The following is a 19,125-nucleotide window of genomic DNA, read 5'->3' as shown; positions in this document are numbered from 1 at the left end:
TTATTCGCGCCTCAGGCGCGTTGAAGGCGGGCGATATGACCTCTAGTCTACGGACCGACGATTCCATCTGGGGCGCAGCAGCCCTGGCCAACGACACACGCGCCGCCATCAAGGAAGACGCCAAAAAGGAAGGGGCCAAAAAAGAAGCGGCCATCGCGGCCGACGCCAAGGAAAAGGACGACGCGGCCAAGACGGACATGCCCTCCGTTCGCGTGTCGATCAGCGGCGACGCGCTTGAACGCGCTGCAAAAGCCCGAAAAGCCCAAATGGCCGACGCCGGCCAGTCAGCGGCTGCAGGCCCATCTGGCAGTGACATGGCGCGCGGCCGCATCGCCGAAATCAAGCAACGCATCAAGATGCTGAAAATGTTGCTGGCGATGATGGGGCCGGAAGCCGCCAAGGGCATCATCCAGGAACTGCGCCAACTGGCCGGACAACTGGCCCAAGCGGCGGCGACCCTATCGCAAGGCTCGGGAGGCGGGGCATCCGTGGGGCCAATGACAGCGCCCGTGGTGCATAGTGCGAGCGCAGCGCCAAGCGCGGCCATGCCCGCGGCAGCCACGGCTGGCATCACCAGCGCCGCGGCCGCATCGACGACCGAGGCGCCCGCCGCCGGTCTTGCTACGACTTCCGCTGCGGCCCCTCAACCGCAGGCGGAAGCCCCCGCATCGAATGCCGTCGCATCGAATGCCGTCGCGTCGAATGCCGTCGCAACGAATACCGCGGCATCAAACCCCGCATCGAACGCCGCCGCATCGAATGCCCCAGCATCGAATGCCCCAGCATCAAGTACCCCAGCATCAAATACCGCAGCGTCTCGCGCATTGACGGCTTATGCAGGCGGAGCGGCCACGGCCGAAGACCGCGCAGCCGACGCCGCCGAAACTGCCTCGGCGTCCGGCGAAGACAGTGAACGCATCGACGCCAGCTCACCCGCTGACGAACGCCAGCGCGACGCCCGGCAGCGTCAAGCCGATGCGCGCCTGGTGAAGGAAGTCATGCAAGAGCTGAAAGCCTTGCTGGCCGCCGCTGAAAAGGCGTTGCGTGAAGATGAGAATGCCGACGGCAATCGGGTCGCCGAGCTGAAAGACAAGCTGGCGCAGGCCGAGCAATCCGCGCGATCGCAGGACACGGACGGCATCGGATCGCCGGCGGATGACGCCAAGCCGCTTAGCGCCCGGCCAGACAGGAAGGCGACGAAAGAGGCATAGAACGGACTCCTGCACACGCCACAGGCGACTCATCACACCGGATGGTTGATTCGTCATCTTGATCTTGTCCAGCGCGCGGCGAACGGCGATTTTCTTAATCTGTCCCGATTCCACACGCCCGCGCCGCCATGTCCGTCCCGCAAGCCCCCTCGCGCCATCGGCTCCGGCCGTCCCGACTTGCCTTGCTGGTGCTGCAAGCCGGCATGTCGACGGCGTATTTGTTCGGGCGCCCGGCCCAGGCCCAAATCCAGACCCAGCCCGCGTTGGTATATGTCTTTCGCGGTGCGGACGGCACCTGCTGCACCAGCGGCGACTACCCGGACAACGGCTTTGACGGCCAATGGGGCCAGCGCGACTTTCTCCAGCAGGACCGCAACGTCAACATCACCGCAACCGCAGTTGGGCAAACCGGCATTCTGATCGACGTCAGCGGCGGCAAGGGCGGTGATGGCCGCGACGCGCCGTCCAACTTCAACCATTGGGGCGGCAATGGCGGCGGCGGGCGCATCATCGACTACACGCTATCGGCCAGCTCGGTCTCGGCCGCGGGCCGTGGCATCAGCCTGACCTCGGCCGGCGGCAACGGCGGTCTGTACGCCAATGCCGACGGGCGCGCCGGCCATTTCGGCAATGGCGGCGATGGCCATCTGGCGCGCATCACACTCAACAACACCACCGTCACCGGCACGGGCTTCGGCGTGGCGGTGCAATCCTGGGGCGGGTCTGGCACCGACAGCGCCATCGTTGGCGGGTTTGGCGGCGCGAATGATTCGGGCCGAGGCGGCAACGCCGGCGACGCCACCGCAATCTTGCAAGGCACGACATCGATCACGGCGCGCGGACCCGGCCCGGACGACGTCAGCGCAGGCGTGGGGCTGATCTCGCTTGGCGGCAATGGAGGTGCGGCGGAACATTCCGGCGACTTCGGCGGCCACAGCAACGCCGGGCGCGGCGGCGATGCAGGGGCCGTGACGTTCACGTCATCGGCAAACAGTGCGGTGACGGCGCTGGGCGACGGCATGTATGGCGTGATTGCGCGATCCATCGGCGGCAATGCGTCGCAGCGCAATGACACTGATACCAAGGCAGCGGCAGGCGGCAACGCGGGCCTGGTCACCATCACCAACGGCGGCAAGATCACCACCACCGGCAACCGCGCAATCGGTATCTATGCGCTGAGCCAAGGCGGCAATGGCGGCAACGGCGGCGATGGTTCCTGGGCCGACGGACACAACGGCGCTGCGGGCGGCAACCCCGGCGCCATCACGATCACCAACACCGGCGCCATCACCACAGGCGCCGCCAACACCGTCGGCGCAAAGGGCATCGTCGCCAGCGTCCTGGGCGGTGAAGGCGGGCCGGGCGGGTCCAGCGGCGCCTTCGGCTCAGGCGGCAATGGTGGCGCGGGTGCGATGGCCGGCCAGGCCATCACGCTAACCAACGCGGGCGTCATCAGCACCTTGGGCAACGATGCCGCGGGCGTGCTGGTGAACAGCGCGGGCGGTGGCGGCGGACTGGCGCAGGCCAGCAACGGCTTCATCGCGGTCGGCGGCGGACATGGCGGCATGGGCGGTGCGGGTGGAGGCGTCGCCATGACGCACACCGGCAGCATCGATACCTCGGGCGACAACAGCGCCGCCGTGACGCTGCAAAGCATAGGCGGCGGCGGTGGCGCGGGCGGTGACGCCAACGCCACCGGCGTCATCGCCACCGTCGCCATCGGCGGCACGGGCGGCGCGGCGGGTAACGGCGGGCTGGTGCAGTTTTCATCGCAGGGCAAGATCTTGACGCGGGCGGGCAATGCGCCCGGCGTCGTCTTGCAAAGCATCGGCGGCGGCGGCGGCACGGCCGGGTCGGCCAACGCGGTGGGCGTGGGCATGGGGCTGAACGTCACCGTGGCCACAGGCGGCAAGGGCGGCAGCGGCGGCTCGGGCAGCACCGTGTCGTTCACGCAGGCCAGCACCGGCACGATCTCAACACTGGGTCCGCACAGCAATGGCGTGCTGGCCCAGAGCATTGGCGGCGGCGGCGGCAACGGCGGGCTGGCCAATTCGCGCACCGTCACCATCGCACCCCCCACGGGCGACAACCCCAGCGGCACGGTCACGCTCGCCATCACCAATGGCGGGGCGGGACAGGGCGCGGGCAACGGCGGCAACGTCACACTCACCAACGACGGCAGCATCCGCACGGCCTCGGCGCAAAGCCATGGCATCGTCGCGCAGAGCGTGGGCGGCGGCGGCGGCAATGGCGGCGGCGTGCTGGCCCCGGTCAAGACGCCGACGATCGGCAACTCGCTGGTGTCGTTGGACCTGAGCATCCGGCACGGCGCGCAAGGCGGCCAAGGCGGTGGTGGCGCAAGCGTGCAGGCCGCCAATTCCAGCAGCGGCATCATCGCCACCGCGGGCACAGGCGCTGCGGGCATCGTGGCGCAGAGCATTGGCGGGGGTGGCGGCAACGGCGGCATCGTTCAAGCGCTGGACGCCAATGCCTTCAACGCCATCGTCGGCTCACCGGCGGCGCTGCCCGGCTTGCTGCAACAGGCCGTGAAGTGGCTGGAAGCGGCCCCGCAGATGCAGATCAGCAAAGCCATCAGCCTGTCCACCAGCGTCACAACCGGCGGCCAAGGCGGTGGAGGCGGCAGCGCCAGCGCCTTCAATGTGCGCAATGACGGCGCCATCACCACGCAAGGCGACCATGCTCCCGGCATCCTCGCGCAAAGCATCGGCGGCGGTGGCGGCAACGCCGGATTGATCGATTCCACAGGCGCGTCGAGCCTGCTGTCGAGCATCGACGCGCTGATCAAGGCAGCGGAATCCGGCGCGCAGAATCTGTTCACCGTCGCCCTGCCGCAAACCAGCATCACCCATCAAACGGGCGGCAGCGGCGGCACGGGCGGCGCGGGCGGGGGATCAGCAAGCGATCCCGCCATCGTGATCAATACCGGCACCCTCGCCACGCAAGGCGATGGATCGGCCGGCATCGTGGCGCAGAGCATCGGCGGCGGCGGCGGCCGCAGCACGGCAAGCGGCCAGGACTTGCAAGACGTCGTCACCGCGGCGGCCGGGAATCAAAGCGCCGCGATCATCGACAAGATCACGCAAGTCATCAACCTCCTCGGCACCAAGGGCGGGTCCGTGCTGGGCTCATTGATTCATGTGCAAAACGGCGGCTCCGATGGCGCAAGCGGCTCGGGCGGAGCCGTCACCGTGGACGCCAGCGCGTCGACCAGCCGCATCAACACACAGGGCTTGCAAGCGCCCGGCATCCTGGCCCAAAGCATCGGCGGCGGCGGCGGCGTGTCGGTGCTGGACCAGCCGATGTATCTATGGAGCGCGTTCACCACCACCACGACGCTGGGCGCCACCGGCGCACAACGCAATGCAGAATTCACTTTGGGCGGCCAGGCCAGCGTCATCCATGGCGGTGCGCTCACTACGCAGGCAGGCGGCGCGGCCGGCATCATGGCGCAGAGCGTGGGCGGCGGCGGCGGGTTGACGACCTTAAGCCTGCGCAACACCAGCCTGGCCAACATTTCACAAACCGCCTCCGTGGGGGTCACCTTGGGTGGTGACTACACGTTCAGCAACTCCGCGGCATTCAATAGCGCGCTGCTGTCGGGTGGCGCGGTCAGCGTGGCGAACAACACCGGCCTCATCACAACGCAGGGCTGGCTGTCGCCGGGCATCTTCGCGCAAAGTGTGGGCGGCGGCGGCGGTGCGGCCATCGTGTCGACCAGCGCGTCACTGGGCAGCGTCGATATGCAGCTGGGCAGCCTCCAGACCGTCGCCACGCCCTTTTCCACGCTGACGGGTAGCGGCGGCAACGTCACCGTCTCGAACTCGGGCGGCAGCATCGTCACGAACGGCGCGCTGTCGTTCGGCGTGCTGGCGCAAAGCGTGGGCGGCGGTGGCGGGTATGCCTCGCTGGATAACACCGCGCGGCCAGCGGCCAACCCCATGACCATCACGTTCGGATCGAATGGCAGTATGCAGGGCGCGGGCGGCGTTGTGACCGTCACGCAGGACGTGGGCGGCCGCATTGTCACCGCTGGCGCCAACGCGCATGCCATCGTCGCGCAGAGCATCGGCGGTGGCGGCGGCATCGCCGGCTTGGCGCTCCAGCCCAATCTGACCACCTTGAAAGCCGTGACGGCCCCCACCCAGGACGGCGACGGCAACGCCGTCAACCTGTCGTTGTCGGGCGTGATCTCGACGTCGGGCAATGGCGCGGCGGGCGTGCTGGCGCAAAGCATCGGCGGCGGTGGCGGCCTGACGGGCGACCAGTCGTCCGCCAGCTACTCCACCCGCATCATCCAAAGCGCCGGCTTGACGGGCGGCACGGGCAACTCGGCAGGGGTCAATGTGGCCATTGGCACGGGCGGCACCGTGCAAACCTCAGGCGCAAATGCGCCCGCTATTCTTGCCATGAGCGTGGGCGGCGGCGGCGTCTTCAAGGACGGCACGCTTTACCAATACGGCACCCCCAACAACGCGCTGGCCTACGGCGGCCCCGTCACGATCAGCCTGGGCGAAGCGGCCCAGGTTGTCGCCACGGGCGCGGGCTCGCCCGCCATCGTCGCCCTGAGCAACGGCGCCAATGGCGGCGGGCGGGCCGTGTCGATCAGCCTGGGCACGCGCGCACTCGTCAGCGCGAACGCCACCTCCGGCACGGGCATTCTTGCCGTGGCGCCCTTGGCCACCACCACCATTACCAACGCCGGCACCATTCAAGCCAAAACCGCGATTGAGGTGTCGGGCCAGGCGCTCGTCAACAACACCGGCACCGTGGCCGGCGATGTGCAGCTGGGCAACGGCAGCACGTTCAACAACAACGCGGGTGGCAACCTGTACACCGGTTCGCAGTTCGTGGGCGATCTGAACAACGCCGGTATCCTCAACCCGGCAGGCCCCGGTGCGTACGCCGCCACCCGGTTAACGGGCGTGCTGAACCACACCGGCACCTATCGGCCCGACCTGGATTTCGGCAACCATCACAGCGACTTCATCTCGGTGTCTGGCCCATCCACGTTCGGGGGCATCATCCAACCCGTGCTGCATAACCCCGTGAAGAATGTGTGGATGGGCATCGCGCATTTCGACGCCGAGCAATCGCAGATTCCCGCCACCTCTAGCGACAGCCCCTTGTTCAGTTATGCGCTGAAGAACAACGGCGCAGGCGGATGGCGCGATCCGCTGATTTCGGTGGACGCCAATTTCACGCCCTCGGCATTGCCCGTCAGCGCAGACCACCGGAGCATCGCGAATTCCTTGCAAAGCCTGTGGAACCAGGGCGACTCACGCAGCGCAGCGCTGTTCGACAAGTTCACGGGCGTGCAAACCGCCGGCCAATACCGCGATGCGCTCAATGGCGTGGCCCACGATGGGCAATTCGCCCGCGCGGCAAACCAGATACATGAGTCCTATGCATCCATGGGCCGCATGATGAGCTGCCCGGGCTTTGTCGGCGAAAGCACGATACTGCGTGAAGGCAATTGCGTCTGGTCGCGGCTGGACACCAACTGGACGCAACGCAAGAGCACGTCGGATGACCAGGGCTATCGCATCCGCCAGACCGCGCTGACCCTCGGCGCGCAGCGCGAAATCGTCAACAACTGGTTCCTGGGCGGCTCGCTGGCCTATGCCGCCGGCAAGACGACGTCTTCGAATGACTTGACCGGCAACAGCGACACATTCTCGGGTGGTTTGGCGCTGAAGTACAACCGCGCGCCGTGGCAGATTGCCGTGGCCGTTCATGGCGGTGTTGAGAAAAGCAGAATGTCGCGCAGCACGCTGGATGGTGTGGCCAAAAGCAAACCTGATGCGTCCTTCCTGGCCGCGCGCTTGCGCACCGCGTATGAATTCAGCCAGCCCACCTGGTATCTGCGGCCTTATGTGGATCTGGACGTGAACCACATCCGCCAGGACGGCTATCAGGAAAGCGGGGCGGGCCTCTTTAACCTGAAGGTGCGCGGCAACGACACCACGTCGTTCATGGTGTCGCCCATGATCGAACTGGGCGGCCGGAAAGACCTGGCTAACGGCTCCACCTTGCGTTCGTATGTGGCCGGCGGCATGAGCTTTCTGAACGGTGGCGATGTGGTCACGACGATGCAGCTAAGCAGCTTCAACGCCACGCCGTTCTCGCTGAAGTCGGGCATGCCGCGCACCTACGGCAATCTATCGGCGGGCCTGGAAGTCGTGAGCCCCAAGGGCATGGAGTTGAAGACGGAATACGCCTTGCGCGGCAACGGACAGTACCGCGACCAATCGCTGACGCTGCGCGCCGCCTACCGCTTTTGAAGGGGCGGTGGCGGCGCTTGAGATTACTTGCGCGACCAATGCCCCATGCCGGCATCGTCATAGAACTTGATGTCGAATCCGCTGGCCTTGCCCTGATCCATCTTGAACACAATGGACGCCAGCGAATCCACCAGCTCGGCTTCGCCGACCGGGGCGAACGCGAAGGTATCGCCGTCCCAGTGCTTGACGGGAAAGCGCATTCCTTTGGGTCCCAGCACCAGGCTCAACCCGCCATTGGCTTCCTGGATTTCCGCAGGACCGTAATAGGGGTTGTCGAAATGGCCGGTGTATTGCGACAGCGCGCCGGCAGGCTTGCCGTTCGCCGGTTTGGCCTGCGCGGAAAGATCGGCTTGTGGCGCAAAGAAGGCCTGCATGGCGCCGTTGTACGCGGCGAACCAATCGCGCGTGGGCTTGCCATACAGCGCCGTGTCGATGAAGGTTGCCGCCACCGACTCTGCTGCACCCACGGGCGCGCCGTTGGTCAGCACCACGATGCCGATGCCCGCCGACGGCACGATCCGGAACGTCGTGCCCGTGCCCATCAGGAACGCGCCGGAATGCCCCATCGACGGGCGTCCGCCCAGCTCGGTATTGACGTTGAAGCCATAACCGTAAAAGCCCGAACGCGCGTCCAGGTTGCGCGCGCGCGCACTGAACGACTGCGGCGACAAGGCCGGCAGCAGCGCGCCCGGCGCGATCATCCGCTTGCCCTGGAATTCACCATCGGCCAGCAATAGCTTCAACCATTGCGCCATGTCTCCCACGGTGGACGACACCCCGCCCGCGGGCGCCTGCTGATCCGCATTGCGCTGGCCCAGCGGCACGAACGCGCCCTTCTGATATCCATGCAGCACGGCGCGATTCGTGCGCGCCATGAAGTCGTCGTAGCGATAGCTGGTGGACGTCATGCCCAGCGGCTTGAACAGCACGTCTTGCGCCAGGCTTTCCCAGGGGCGGCCCACGGCCTTGGCCACCGCTTCTGCGCCGATCGTCGTGCTGAAGTTTGCGTAGTGATACGACGTGCGAAACGCGTCCAGCGGCAGCAGCCGCAAGCGGGCCATGACGTCACCGCGCGTATAGCCCAAGTCTTCCAGGTCGTCGCCCGCCGTGCCAGGCAAACCCGAGCGATGCGCGAAGAAGTCGCCGATGGTGCCGTGCGCTGACACATAAGCGTTGCTGAGCTTGAAGTCCGGCAGATAGCGGGCCACGGGGTCGTCCCACGCCACCACGCCTTGCGACACTTCCATCGCCGCCACAGTGGCCGATAGCGACTTTGAAATCGACGCAATCTGGAACACAGTGCCGGCATCCACCGGCGCGTTCTTGCCCACTTCACGCGTGCCGTAACCCTGGGTCAGCACCGTCTTGCCGTCCATCACCACGGCCACCGCCATGCCCGGCACATGGCTGCGCTTCATGATGTCTGCCACCACGCGCGGCAGATCCTTCACGGCTTGTTCGCGGCTGCCCTTGGGGATGGCGACGACGTCGGCGGGCGGGCTGGCATGCGATTCAACGGGAATCGGCTGCGCCCACGCTGACGCGGCGCCGCTCAGGGCCAACACGCACAGGCCTGCAATGAAGTTGGTTTTGCTAGTCATGGTGACCTCAGAATCCCGCTTGATAAGCGATGCGAAAAACACCTTGGTTGATGCGGATGGCCTGATCGCGCTGATGCGTCACGCCGGCCTGCACGATGAACCCGACCGGCGTGACGTAGGTGATGGCGCCGGACAACGCCCAGTCCCAATCGTTCTGCAAGCCGTACGGCGCCAGCCTGCCGTCGCTGCCCGATAATTTGCGCGCGGCAGCGGTGGCGGTCAATTGCCAGCGGTCGCGCGACAGCGATACTGACGTCACGCCATTGCCGTTGCGCACGGGCGCGCCGCGAAAGGCGCTGGAAAACGTGGCTTCGTTAAACCAGCTGAGCGCCCACGCATTGGCAAGCGGCGCGTCGTATCGAAGCCGGGCAGAGACGGTGTTGGCGCTTTCGCCCATGCCCGGGTCCACATGCAGGCGGCCGGCGTCCACGCCGCCCGACCAGCGTTCCAGCCCCGGCAGATCACGAAAGTCATAAGACAGGATGAACGACTTCAGTTGGTCGCTGAATGCCGGCGGCTGATCTTGGCGAATGAAACCATCGTTCAGACTGAAGCGCTGGTTCAACGCGGTGTCATCACGCTTGAACAACACCGCCGCCACCGAATGCGTGCCGTTGCCGCCGGTGGCCAAGGTGTAGCGGCCGCCCAATCCGATGGAACCGCGAAACTCCGAGTTCTCGTTAAAGCCGCTGTACAGGCCATCGATGACATGCCACGCGTCGCCAAAGCCCAAGTCCATCTTGCCGCCGTACAAGGCATAGCGGTCGGCGGTATAGGCCGCGAACAGGTTGTCCAGGTTCACGCCCAGGTCCGAGAACGCGTTGTCTTTGGTCTCATTGTTCGACGAGTTGAGCGTTGCCTTGGTGCGGATCGAAAACCGTTGCGTCAGCTGCATCACCAGTGCGGCTTCCGCCGTGGGCTGCACGCTGCTCCAGTGCGACCGCGGAATCTGTCCGTTGTCATCCTTGATGCCGAAAAACCCGGTGTAGCCCGTCATCAGCAGAAAACGGCCGTTCAGCTGCGGATACGTGCCTGCGTCTTCGCCCAGCTGGCTGTACGGCGTGAGGAAAATCTCGGTCTTGAAGATGTCGGGCCCGCCTTGCCCAGGCACTTCTTGCGCAGGCACTTCTTGCGCATACACCTCTTGCGCAGGCACTTCTTGCGCAAACACCTCTTGCGCAAAAACGCCATGCATCACCACTGCCGCCACAAGCCCGTGGCATACCGATAATCCAATGCGCTTGCCCATCGCCAAGCACCCGCCAGACCCGATCACCGCGCCAGCTCAGCCGCCAATTCGCGCACCTGGGAATGGATGTTTTCGAACATCGCGAAGTTCACGCGGCTGGCCACCACGAAGACGCCCAGGTCGCGATTCGGCGACAACACCGCATAGCTCATGAAGCCGCCCAGGCCGCCGCTCTTGCCCAACAGCAAGGGCGTGCCGTTGCGCGGCAGTGACACCACCCAGCCCAAGCCCATGCCATCGGCGCTAGTCACTTCGGTTCCCACCACGGATTTCAAGCCGTCATACGGCAGCCACATGACATGGTCCAGCGCGAAGGCTTCCTTGGCCTGGCGCGCGCCGTCCAGGTGCCAGCGCATCCAGCGCGCCATGTCGGCCGCCGTGGAATAGATGCCCGCGCTGGCGTACATCACGTCCGGCACCGGCGCGTTCGGGTCCGGTTTGCCAAACGGGTCCAGCCCCGTCATCAAGCGCTTCTTCTGCGCATCGTTCAACACATTGGTGGTGTCCGTCAGGCCCGCGGGCTGCGTGACTTCGCGGGCCAGCACCGTTGAATAATCCGCGCCGCCCGCCTTGGCCAATGCATCGCCCAGCAAGCCGAATCCCAGGTTCGAATAAAGCGTGGTGGTGCCCGGCGCGTAGGCCGGCTTGTTGCTGCCGATCCATTTCCAGTAGTACGCGCGGTCAAACGCGGCGTAGGGGTTGTCGGACGGCTTGGCGTTCGGGTCCGGCAATTCGCGCGGCAAGCCTGCGGAATGCGTGGCCAGATCCAACAGCGTGATGGGCCGCCCGTTAGCTTCGACGCGGGCATTGTCGGGCGCGTACTTGGCCAGCGGGTCGGTCAGCTTGACCTTGCCCTTGGCGGCCAGCGACGCCAGCACATCGGCGGCGAACACCTTGGACACCGACGCAATTCTGAAGATGGAATTCGCGTCCGGCTCAACGCCATTGCCCGGCGCTGTCTCACCATAGCCTTGGATGACCACCTCATCGCCCCGCACCACCGCGATGATGACGGCCGGCGCACCCGAGTTCAGAAACAGCTGCATGCCGGCCATGGACACGGCATCTTGCAACGCCAGGTCAGTCGCGCGCGCCGGGGCCACGCCCAACGCGCACGCCGCCGTCAAAGCCAGGGAAGTCAAACGTGTGAAAGCGCGAGTCGCCAGCATGCCAATTCTCTCAAGGGTCGCCCGGGGGATGGGAGTTGCGGGAAGGATCACCGCAAGCGAGATCATCCCAAAACCTTGGAAATTGACCACCTTGCCAGGACGAAACAACATTCCCGCATGACGAATGACATAGGCGCGGGGCGCGGCGGCCCCGGCTGGCGGGTCAGATCCCCATGCGTTCGCGCAGCGGCTTGCGGTACGAGCGCGACACGGGCCATGCGCCCTCAACCGAGCGCATCCTGATCAGCCACTTGTCGACGCTGCGGCGGTCAACGTCCATGACATGCAACGCATTGGCAATGGCGGTGCGGTGTACGCGGAAGAAGATCTTTTCGGGCAGCAAGGTCGACCACATCCCGAGGGCGCGGGAGTCCAGCACCATCGAGCCGTCTTCCAGCCAGATCTCGCTGTAGTTTCCTGCCGACCGCACGCCAACGATGGTCTCCGGCTGCACGCCCCGCACCACGCCGCGCATGTTCAGATAGACCACCGACATCGAGCTCTCGTGCATCGCTGTGCGGTTGTGATCCAGGCTGTTGGAATACTTGGCCTGACCGATCAGGTTGGCGCATTGATACAGCGCGTTGACCTCGGCGGCCGACCAGCTGCGGTGCCGGGCGGTGGTGTCGAAACCGATGATGCCGTACAGCTTCTTGTCATGAAACACCGGCACGCTCAGCACGCTTTTGTTGCCCTGGCGCACGAACTCGGCCTGGATGATCCGCGCCGTGCGCGGCAGGTCGTGCACATCATGAATGGCCACGGCGTAGCCCTTCACCATGAACCGGTGCAGCCACGCAATCAGCGTGGTCGGCACATCTTGAAGTTCGGCAACAAACGGCTGCGTCTGGCCGCGGCACCATTCATGGGTATTGCGGAATCGCAGCATGTCGGGCCGGTACTCGATCAGCCACGAACGATCCACATCGGACGTCTCGCCCATGAAGGCCAACTGTTCGGATATCGCATCATCGGCCGGGCGCTTGAGCAGGCTCATCGCGCAACGGTAGACCCAGTCGGGCGAACGGTCTGACGGGCGATCCGGTTCAGTGCCGGCGGCACCGTCGAAAGCGGTGTGAGTCTGATACTGGACGGCGTCCTTCACTGCGTTTCCCCTGGCGGCCGAATCGTGTGTCGTCCCTGTGTTGCTGTGCAACACGCCAAGCGGCGATTTTCACTCTGGGAAGGGGAAATGACAAGCGCGGGAAACGGCGGCTGGGCCTCCTGAGTTACTTGCCGCAGCCCGAGCCCACGCGCGACGTCGGCAACGGCGTATCGCCACCCGTATTCCCCGCGAATTGGCGGATCTTTTCCGCCAATTCCGGCGTGGGCCGCTCGTAGCCGTAGCAGTACGGCGGCGTCGGCGCCGATTCGGGGCGGTAGTCTTCCAGCACCGGCTTCGCGTCGCCCAGATAAAGATTGTCTTTCAGACGCAGGAACGCCTTGTAGTCGCGCGTGTAGCCATGCTGCGCCTTCAGTTTTTCGTAAGCGCCGCGATCGGATTCGCCGTTGTCCAGCGCGCTGCGTTTGGCGGCGATGGGAATGTAGTGGCAGTAGTTGACGTTGATGCCTTCCACCGTGGGAAAGAACGCCGGCTCCACGCACTTGCGCTGGGTGGTGTTGTTGAAGATGTTTCCTTCCACAAAGGCTTTGGCCTCCAGGCTGAAGCTCATGCCGTAGAAGTCCCAGTTCTCCAACAGGTTGTTGAACAGGTGGAACGTGCCGAACTGCCCGCGAGGGTTGCGCTGCACGGTGTTGAAGAAATAGTTGTGGTGCAGCGTCACGCGCGCAATCGAATCACGGTCGTAGTTTTCGAACAGATTTTTCGATGTGATGTTGTTCAGCAGCATGACCTTGTTCGAGTTATGGAACTTGGTCCATGAAATCGTCACGTCGGTCGAGCCGTTCTTCACGTTGAGCAAGCGGTCAGACATGCGCGACAGGTCCATGTGGTCGACCCACACGTCGCGGCTGCCGTTGGCCACGTTCACGGCTTGCGTCAGCCGGTTCAGACGGCCGTCGATGGTCAGGTGCGTCAGGATGACGTTCTGGCTGCCGTACACGCCCAGCCCGTCGTCAATCAACGTGACCTGCTTGCCGCGACCGTCGATCGTTACGTTCGACGGCACGCGCAGCTGCTTGTCCAGCACGATGGTCATGTCCGACGCAAAGCGTATCCACGTTGGCCCCTTCTTCGCTTGGGCGAGCGCGGCGCGCAGCGTGCCTGGGCCGGAATCCTGGTCGGACGTGACCTCGATGAATTTTCCGCCCAAGCCGCCCGTGGCCTTGGCGCCATAGCCTTCGCGTTGGGACAGCAGCGACGAAACGAGCGGGCAGTGTTCATCCGGGCTGGCGCACGATTCACTCGCGGCCGCCACGCCGCCTTGCAACAGGGCCACGGCAAGCAGCCACTGGATTGGCCGACGCACTGTCCACCGGCTCGTTTTCATTGCTGTCTTCATCAAGGCTTGATTCCTATTGCTGCGCGGAGCGATCCGCAGACTGCACATGGCGCCAGATGCCCCCGCTCAGGCGCAGATTTTCGGGGGGGCCGGCCACGTGTTCGCGCAGCCGTTCAAAATACGCCTGCTGCCAGCGCTTGGCATAGGCGTCGGCGTCTTCACCGGGGTTGGCGGCGGGCAGCATCTCCAGCGTGTAAGCCACGTGGCCGTTCTCCCATCGCGGCGCGTAGAACACCGACGGCACGCCAAGACGATGCGCCAGGTGCGATGCGAAGCTGGAATACGTGACTTCCTGCCCTTCGAAGGTCGTGCGCGGTGCGGCGGGATTTGCCGCGCCGTCAATCGCCAGACACAGCACGTAGCCCGAATTGATGGCGCGCATGCAGGCCTTGGCGACCTGCGCTTCGGTCTGGTCGGCGGTGGAGATCAGCGCCGTGGAATAGCTGCTCTGGGCGATGCTGGGCGCGGTGGCCAGCCAGCGCGACGGGATGCCCAGCAGCTCCAACGCCATCAGGCCCGCGTACATGGGGCCGACGTGCGCGGTGGCCACCACCACCCCTTTGCCGGCCGCCAGCAGCGGCGCAAAGAAGCGTTCGCCGGTATCAAGTTCGCCCAACAGCTGCATGGATTCTTCGACGTCATCCTCGCGGCATTCCAGCCAGTCGAACAACAGGTGATCGATCATGTGGCCCCAGCGCGCGCGGCGTTCCCATTCTGCGCGGTCCACATTCGTGTCACCGCGCATCGACCACGCCCAATCCAGACGCGCCTGCGGAATCGGGGCGGTATCCAGCCGCGCTTCCATCTGGGCCATGGCTTCCTGGAAGGTCTTCGGCAGGTTCGCGCTGCGGGTGGCGACGTATTTTTCGTACAGGGTTTCGGCGTCGCCCTTGCGGCCGGCCTGCGACAGCGCGCCGATGGCGGCGCGCTGCCACATCAGCTTGTCGGGCGACTTTTCCACAAGCTTCAACATCTGGTCGGCGGCTTCGTCGTACTGCAACGTATAGCGCAGCGCGCGGGCATACAGCGCGCGCGTCTGTTCCAGGTCCGGCGCCAACTCCATGGCCTGCGCAAGCGGCGCCGCGGCTTCTTTGTAGCGGCCAGCACGCAACAGCGTTTCGCCATACAGCGTGAGCAGCCTGACGTCCGCAGGCGCGGCGCTCAGGCCCGCTTCGAAATGCGTCAGCGCGTGCACCTTGCGATCCTCTTCAGAGGCGCGCCGAAGGTGCGCGAGGCCCAGCGAGGCGCGCAATGCCGCGCAATCGTGGTTTGCGCTTAAGGCCGCATTGCCCAGTTGGATGGCGGCTTCCGCGCGGTCGTCTTCCAGCAAGGCGCGCACGGCCATCGTTGCTACGCGTTCGTTGGGCAGCTGGTTCGAATCCAGGCTTGCCGCAATGCCCGCCGCCTCGGCCACGTCGCCGTTGCGCACGAACGCCATCATCCAGGCATACGCTTCAGCAGGATCGTCTTTGGCCATGCCGACGGTTGCGCGCGCGACCTCGGCGGCATCCGCCACCCGCCCGGCCTGCACGCGCAATTGAATGCGCGCGGCATGCAGCGAGGCGTTGGCGGGCTCGATGCCGGCGGCGGCATCGGCCTCGGCAATGGCGCGGTCCCACTGCTTGCTGCGGCCCAACAGGCTGGCCAGCAAGCGGCGGTCATCAGCGCGTGTCGGGTAAGCCACCGTCAGCTTTTCAAGCGCGGCGATAGCGGGTTCGAAGCGCGCTTCGCGCATCCACGGCGCCACCATCAAACGGCGCACATCGCGCCAGCCGTCATGGGCTTCGGCCAGCGCCGGGTCCAGCCGGGCCATCTCGCGGGCGGGGTCGCCCGCCGCGTAAATGTCCTTGATGACCTCGCGCAGCCGCGCGGTGGCGTCGGCCGCAGCGCGACGGGTATCAATTGCCGTATCAACCATGACGCAGCCCCCTCAACAATGCCATCGCAACGCGCGAGATGAACATCAACACAAAGCCCAGCGCCAGCGCTTGCAGCAGCAGAACCATCGTGCGCGGGCTGCTCGGACGGTCGGTGGGCACCGGCTGAGCAATGATGGACAGGTAACGTTGCAAGCGCAGCGCGTCCGTCATGGCCTGCTGGTACGACTGCTGCGCCAAGGTCAGGTTCGAATCCGCAAACGCCTGGGCATTTCGCAGCGACTCATACGATTTCAGCTGCTTGGCTTCGGCATTGCCGTCGCCGCTTAGACGGCGGCGCACCGACGAAATCCGCTTTTGCAGCGCCAGCACCTGCATTTCTGCCGGCTTGAGCATGAAGTGGTCTTTGTTGCCCAGCGCGCGAATCTTGTCCAGATTGATCTGCGCGCTGCTGAGCTCGGCCTCCAGCGTGCTGGACAGATTCAACAGCATCGCCACCGTCGCCGTGGGGTCGATGTTGCCGTGCGTTGTCCGCCATGACATCAGCGCGTCGCGGGCGGCAAGCGCCTTTTGTTCCGCCAGCTTCACCGCCTCTTCGCTGACCTTCAACTTATCGGCCACGCCTTTCTCGTTCATCGAGCTGACGAACTCTTCGGCCAGGCTGATCAGCGCCTTGGACAGCGTTGCCGCATCTTCCGGCGAGAACGCGCTGACGCGCAGCACGTCAATCTGCTCCAACGCATTGAACGACACATGCACCGACGACTGATAGGCGCGGTACAGATCGTCTTCGCTGGAGTCTTCGGAAAGATGGTTGAACGGGTCCACGCCCGCATGGATCAGGTATTGGCGCAGGCCGACTTTCTTGTCCAGCTGCTGCATGGCGTCGCGGGATTTCAGGAAGTCGCTGACGGCCCAGCCGTCGACAAAGCCGCCCAGCATGCCGCCCATGTTGCCGGTGGTGAGCAGGCTGGCCGCGCCGCCGCCACCGCCTTGCTGGCCAGAGCCCGATTGCACGAAGAACCGCGATTCCGCTTCATAACGCGGTGTGGCGATGGCAAGCACATACACCAGCGCCAGCGCCACCGGCACGATGACGATGAACGCGTTGATCCAACGGTGGCGGCGTCGCTCGCGCAGCGCCGCCTGCCGTTCGCGACGGCGGCGTTCGATCTCGGAGCCGCCCTCAGATCCCGAGCTGGCTGTCTTCGAAGCCGCCTCCGAAGACGTCATCGCCGGTGCCGGAGTCGCTTCGTGATCGTCGCGGGGGGTATTTGCTGAGGCATTGGTCGAGGTCGTCTTCGATGCTGAGAGCGCTTCGTTCATAAATCAAGCCTTTTAGGCAATAGTCCGCCATCTGGTTCTGGCGGTAGCTAGAGAGAATTAGGGTTCGGCCGATCAGCCGCTCTTCGAACAGCGCCAGCCATAGCCGGGTGAAACGGCAGGGTTCGAAAGGGATGGCCCCTTCGATCACGTAGACATCGAACGCCGGCGCCAGCGCCAGGGCGAACGAGAATTCCTGCCGTACGTAGAGCGGCCAATGCTCCATGGGCTTGGCCAGGCATTTGGGATCGCTGATCAGGTCTGCGACCAGTTCGAACGTGGCATCCACATCGATTTCGTACATCTCGCAGACGAAGTCGATCACGGCAATGCCGCTGGCCTTGCCGCGGATAAAGCCTTGCCGGCCGATCGCCCACGAGACGTTGCCGTCATGTTTGACAAAGCCCTGGCGCGGCGGACGCAGGCAGCACAGCACGTCGACGATCTGGCGATGCATTTCCGGCGAATGCGACAGCAGCGCGTAGCGCCCCACCGGAATGTCGAGCGTGGCGTTAGCCAGCAGCGGCTGCCGGCTTCCAAAGGCATAGGGTTCGTCAGTGACGCCGTTCAGATGGATCATCTGCTTGCCTCACATCGGTTGGACATTGGGGCGCGCAAGACGCTCGGCCGCCAAGGCAACCACCATCATGAACACCAATGCCGTCAGGAAATAGCCCAGGCTGGCGTCGTGCGAATCGTAGGCGGCGAAGTACGCCGAACGCAGCAGCTGCATGCCGTGGGCAAAGGGCGACCACAGAATCCAGGGCCGCAAGTGTTCGGGCAATTGCTCCGACACAAAGAACACGCTGGAGAAGATCTGTAGACCCCGCTCGATCACGGGCGCCAGGCGCAGGAAGAAATGCCAGAAGGTGGCGATCGACCCGAACAGCACGCCCATGGCGGAGCCGCAGCATCCCATCAGCACCACGAACAGAATGAACCCCGCCCAGCTTTCGGGAAGCGTGATGAGCCCCAACGCGTGGCCGGCGCTGATCAATACCGCGAACACCACGAGGTACACCGACACGTAGATCAGCGCCTGCACCATCGCGCACATCAGCGGCGTGACGCCCTGAAAGTTCAGCAAGCCTCGGGCCGACACGTACGCGGTGCTGCTTCGGAAAACGATCTGCCGGAACATGATCCATGTGGTGGCCCCCAACAGCGAAAACGTTTGCACGTCCATGCCAAGAATGAAGTGCGTCCCCATCAGGATGTACAGCGACGAGATCAGCGTCAGCAGCACCACCGGGCCAACCAAGGCCCACAGCAGCGCAATCCGGCTTTCGCCATGAATCACCCGCAGCTGATACACGAACAACGCCATCAGCGTGCGCCCGACGGGCCGCCCACGCGCGGCATTGCCCGGGTGATGCCCTTCATGCAAGGCTTGCAGGCGTTCACGCAGAATCGCAAGATCACCGGCCTCGCCTTGCGGCAGCTCGATTTCCAGCGCGATGTCGTTGCGTGACGCATGACGGCGCGCATCGCGCGCTTCGTCCTGCTTGCGCCGTTCCACGCGCCGCGCATGCGCCGCCGCCAGCCGCTCGTCTTCAGCGATCAGCTTGGGCGGCATGTAGCCCGGCGTGAACACGTCGACGCCCGCGCGGATGTCCTGCTCCAGCAGGCGCACGATCAGACGCAGCCGCCGCCGGGAAAAATCGGCGAGCGTCTCATCGACCTTGCTGCGCGCAATCTCTGCGTCCAGCTCGGCCTGCACGGCCTCGTACACTGCGCGGCGGGCGGCCACGGAATCGTGCGGCTCGCCTTGCAGGCGCGCCAGCAACGGCTTCAGCAACACGCCCGGCTTGGCTTGTGCTTCAAAGAGCGCGGCCGGGTCCAGGCGCCAGGCATCGACCCCCGAACCCACCGCGTAGTTACTGTCCTTGCGGCGGTTACGCCACCCCTTGATCCGGTCCTCGTTACTCATC

11 protein-coding genes are annotated in these 19,125 nt (G+C 65.0%); 2 read left to right on the top strand and 9 right to left on the bottom strand.

Annotated features, from left to right (window positions below):
• The first annotated feature begins 35 nt into the window (after positions 1-35).
• The gene (locus AC1DB0_RS09050; RefSeq protein WP_476757377.1) at positions 36-1,211 is read left to right on the top strand and encodes a hypothetical protein; all 1,176 of its coding nucleotides are present in this window, start codon (positions 36-38) and stop codon (positions 1,209-1,211) included.
• 128 nt (positions 1,212-1,339) lie between these two features.
• Positions 1,340-7,513 (top strand): autotransporter outer membrane beta-barrel domain-containing protein, encoded by a 6,174-nt coding sequence (locus AC1DB0_RS09045; RefSeq protein ID WP_476757376.1) that lies wholly within the window; start codon positions 1,340-1,342, stop codon positions 7,511-7,513.
• Between the two features lie 23 nt (positions 7,514-7,536).
• On the opposite strand, the gene AC1DB0_RS09040 is transcribed toward AC1DB0_RS09045, so the two are convergent.
• From AC1DB0_RS09040 to AC1DB0_RS09000, 9 genes are all read right to left on the bottom strand, one after another.
• On the bottom strand, positions 7,537-9,114 hold the full coding sequence (locus AC1DB0_RS09040) for a serine hydrolase (protein WP_476757375.1): 1,578 nt from the start codon (positions 9,112-9,114) through the stop codon (positions 7,537-7,539).
• A gap of 7 nt (positions 9,115-9,121) precedes the next feature.
• Positions 9,122-10,363, bottom strand: a complete 1,242-nt coding sequence (locus AC1DB0_RS09035; RefSeq protein ID WP_476758646.1) for a hypothetical protein — start codon at positions 10,361-10,363, stop codon at positions 9,122-9,124.
• Positions 10,364-10,386: 23 nt separating this feature from the next.
• On the bottom strand, positions 10,387-11,532 hold the full coding sequence (gene ampH, locus AC1DB0_RS09030) for a D-alanyl-D-alanine-carboxypeptidase/endopeptidase AmpH (RefSeq protein WP_476757373.1): 1,146 nt from the start codon (positions 11,530-11,532) through the stop codon (positions 10,387-10,389).
• 163 nt (positions 11,533-11,695) lie between these two features.
• Positions 11,696-12,637 (bottom strand): GAF domain-containing DNA-binding protein, encoded by a 942-nt coding sequence (locus AC1DB0_RS09025; RefSeq protein ID WP_254600636.1) that lies wholly within the window; start codon positions 12,635-12,637, stop codon positions 11,696-11,698.
• A gap of 124 nt (positions 12,638-12,761) precedes the next feature.
• On the bottom strand, positions 12,762-13,994 hold the full coding sequence (locus AC1DB0_RS09020) for a pectate lyase family protein (RefSeq protein WP_054421089.1): 1,233 nt from the start codon (positions 13,992-13,994) through the stop codon (positions 12,762-12,764).
• Positions 13,995-14,007: 13 nt separating this feature from the next.
• Entirely contained in the window at positions 14,008-15,912 is a 1,905-nt protein-coding gene (locus AC1DB0_RS09015; RefSeq protein ID WP_476757372.1) for a Vi polysaccharide transport protein VexE, read from the bottom strand.
• Positions 15,905-17,104: a KpsE/RkpR family capsule polysaccharide export protein gene (locus AC1DB0_RS09010; protein ID WP_156336331.1), complete on the bottom strand. Its 1,200-nt coding sequence runs from the start codon at positions 17,102-17,104 to the stop codon at positions 15,905-15,907. The genes AC1DB0_RS09015 and AC1DB0_RS09010 overlap by 8 nt, the downstream gene beginning before the upstream one ends.
• Complete coding sequence (locus AC1DB0_RS09005) at positions 17,058-17,774, bottom strand: P-loop NTPase family protein (protein WP_054421087.1); 717 nt, start codon at positions 17,772-17,774, stop codon at positions 17,058-17,060. Before AC1DB0_RS09005 ends, AC1DB0_RS09010 begins: the two co-directional genes overlap by 47 nt.
• A gap of 9 nt (positions 17,775-17,783) precedes the next feature.
• Complete coding sequence (locus AC1DB0_RS09000; protein WP_054421086.1) at positions 17,784-19,124, bottom strand: ABC transporter permease; 1,341 nt, start codon at positions 19,122-19,124, stop codon at positions 17,784-17,786.
• Position 19,125: the final 1 nt, after the last annotated feature.

This window comes from Achromobacter sp. 10T422, from assembly GCF_056394065.1.
The sequence above is the reverse complement of the archived record's forward strand: the minus strand, read 5'-3'. Positions and strand labels throughout refer to the sequence as shown.

What these genes read in the sequence shown, in the direction of transcription:
- AC1DB0_RS09035 (WP_476758646.1), bottom strand. Translation starts at nt 10,363, where the DNA reads ATGGGCAAGCGCATTGGATTATCGGTATGCCACGGGCTTGTGGCGGCA.
- AC1DB0_RS09040 (WP_476757375.1), bottom strand. Translation starts at nt 9,114, where the DNA reads ATGACTAGCAAAACCAACTTCATTGCAGGCCTGTGCGTGTTGGCCCTG.
- AC1DB0_RS09010 (WP_156336331.1), bottom strand. Translation starts at nt 17,104, where the DNA reads ATGACGTCTTCGGAGGCGGCTTCGAAGACAGCCAGCTCGGGATCTGAG.
- AC1DB0_RS09020 (WP_054421089.1), bottom strand. Translation starts at nt 13,994, where the DNA reads ATGAAGACAGCAATGAAAACGAGCCGGTGGACAGTGCGTCGGCCAATC.
- AC1DB0_RS09005 (WP_054421087.1), bottom strand. Translation starts at nt 17,774, where the DNA reads ATGATCCATCTGAACGGCGTCACTGACGAACCCTATGCCTTTGGAAGC.
- ampH (WP_476757373.1), bottom strand. Translation starts at nt 11,532, where the DNA reads ATGCTGGCGACTCGCGCTTTCACACGTTTGACTTCCCTGGCTTTGACG.
- AC1DB0_RS09050 (WP_476757377.1), top strand. Translation starts at nt 36, where the DNA reads ATGACCTCTAGTCTACGGACCGACGATTCCATCTGGGGCGCAGCAGCC.
- AC1DB0_RS09045 (WP_476757376.1), top strand. Translation starts at nt 1,340, where the DNA reads ATGTCCGTCCCGCAAGCCCCCTCGCGCCATCGGCTCCGGCCGTCCCGA.
- AC1DB0_RS09015 (WP_476757372.1), bottom strand. Translation starts at nt 15,912, where the DNA reads ATGGTTGATACGGCAATTGATACCCGTCGCGCTGCGGCCGACGCCACC.
- AC1DB0_RS09000 (WP_054421086.1), bottom strand. Translation starts at nt 19,124, where the DNA reads ATGAGTAACGAGGACCGGATCAAGGGGTGGCGTAACCGCCGCAAGGAC.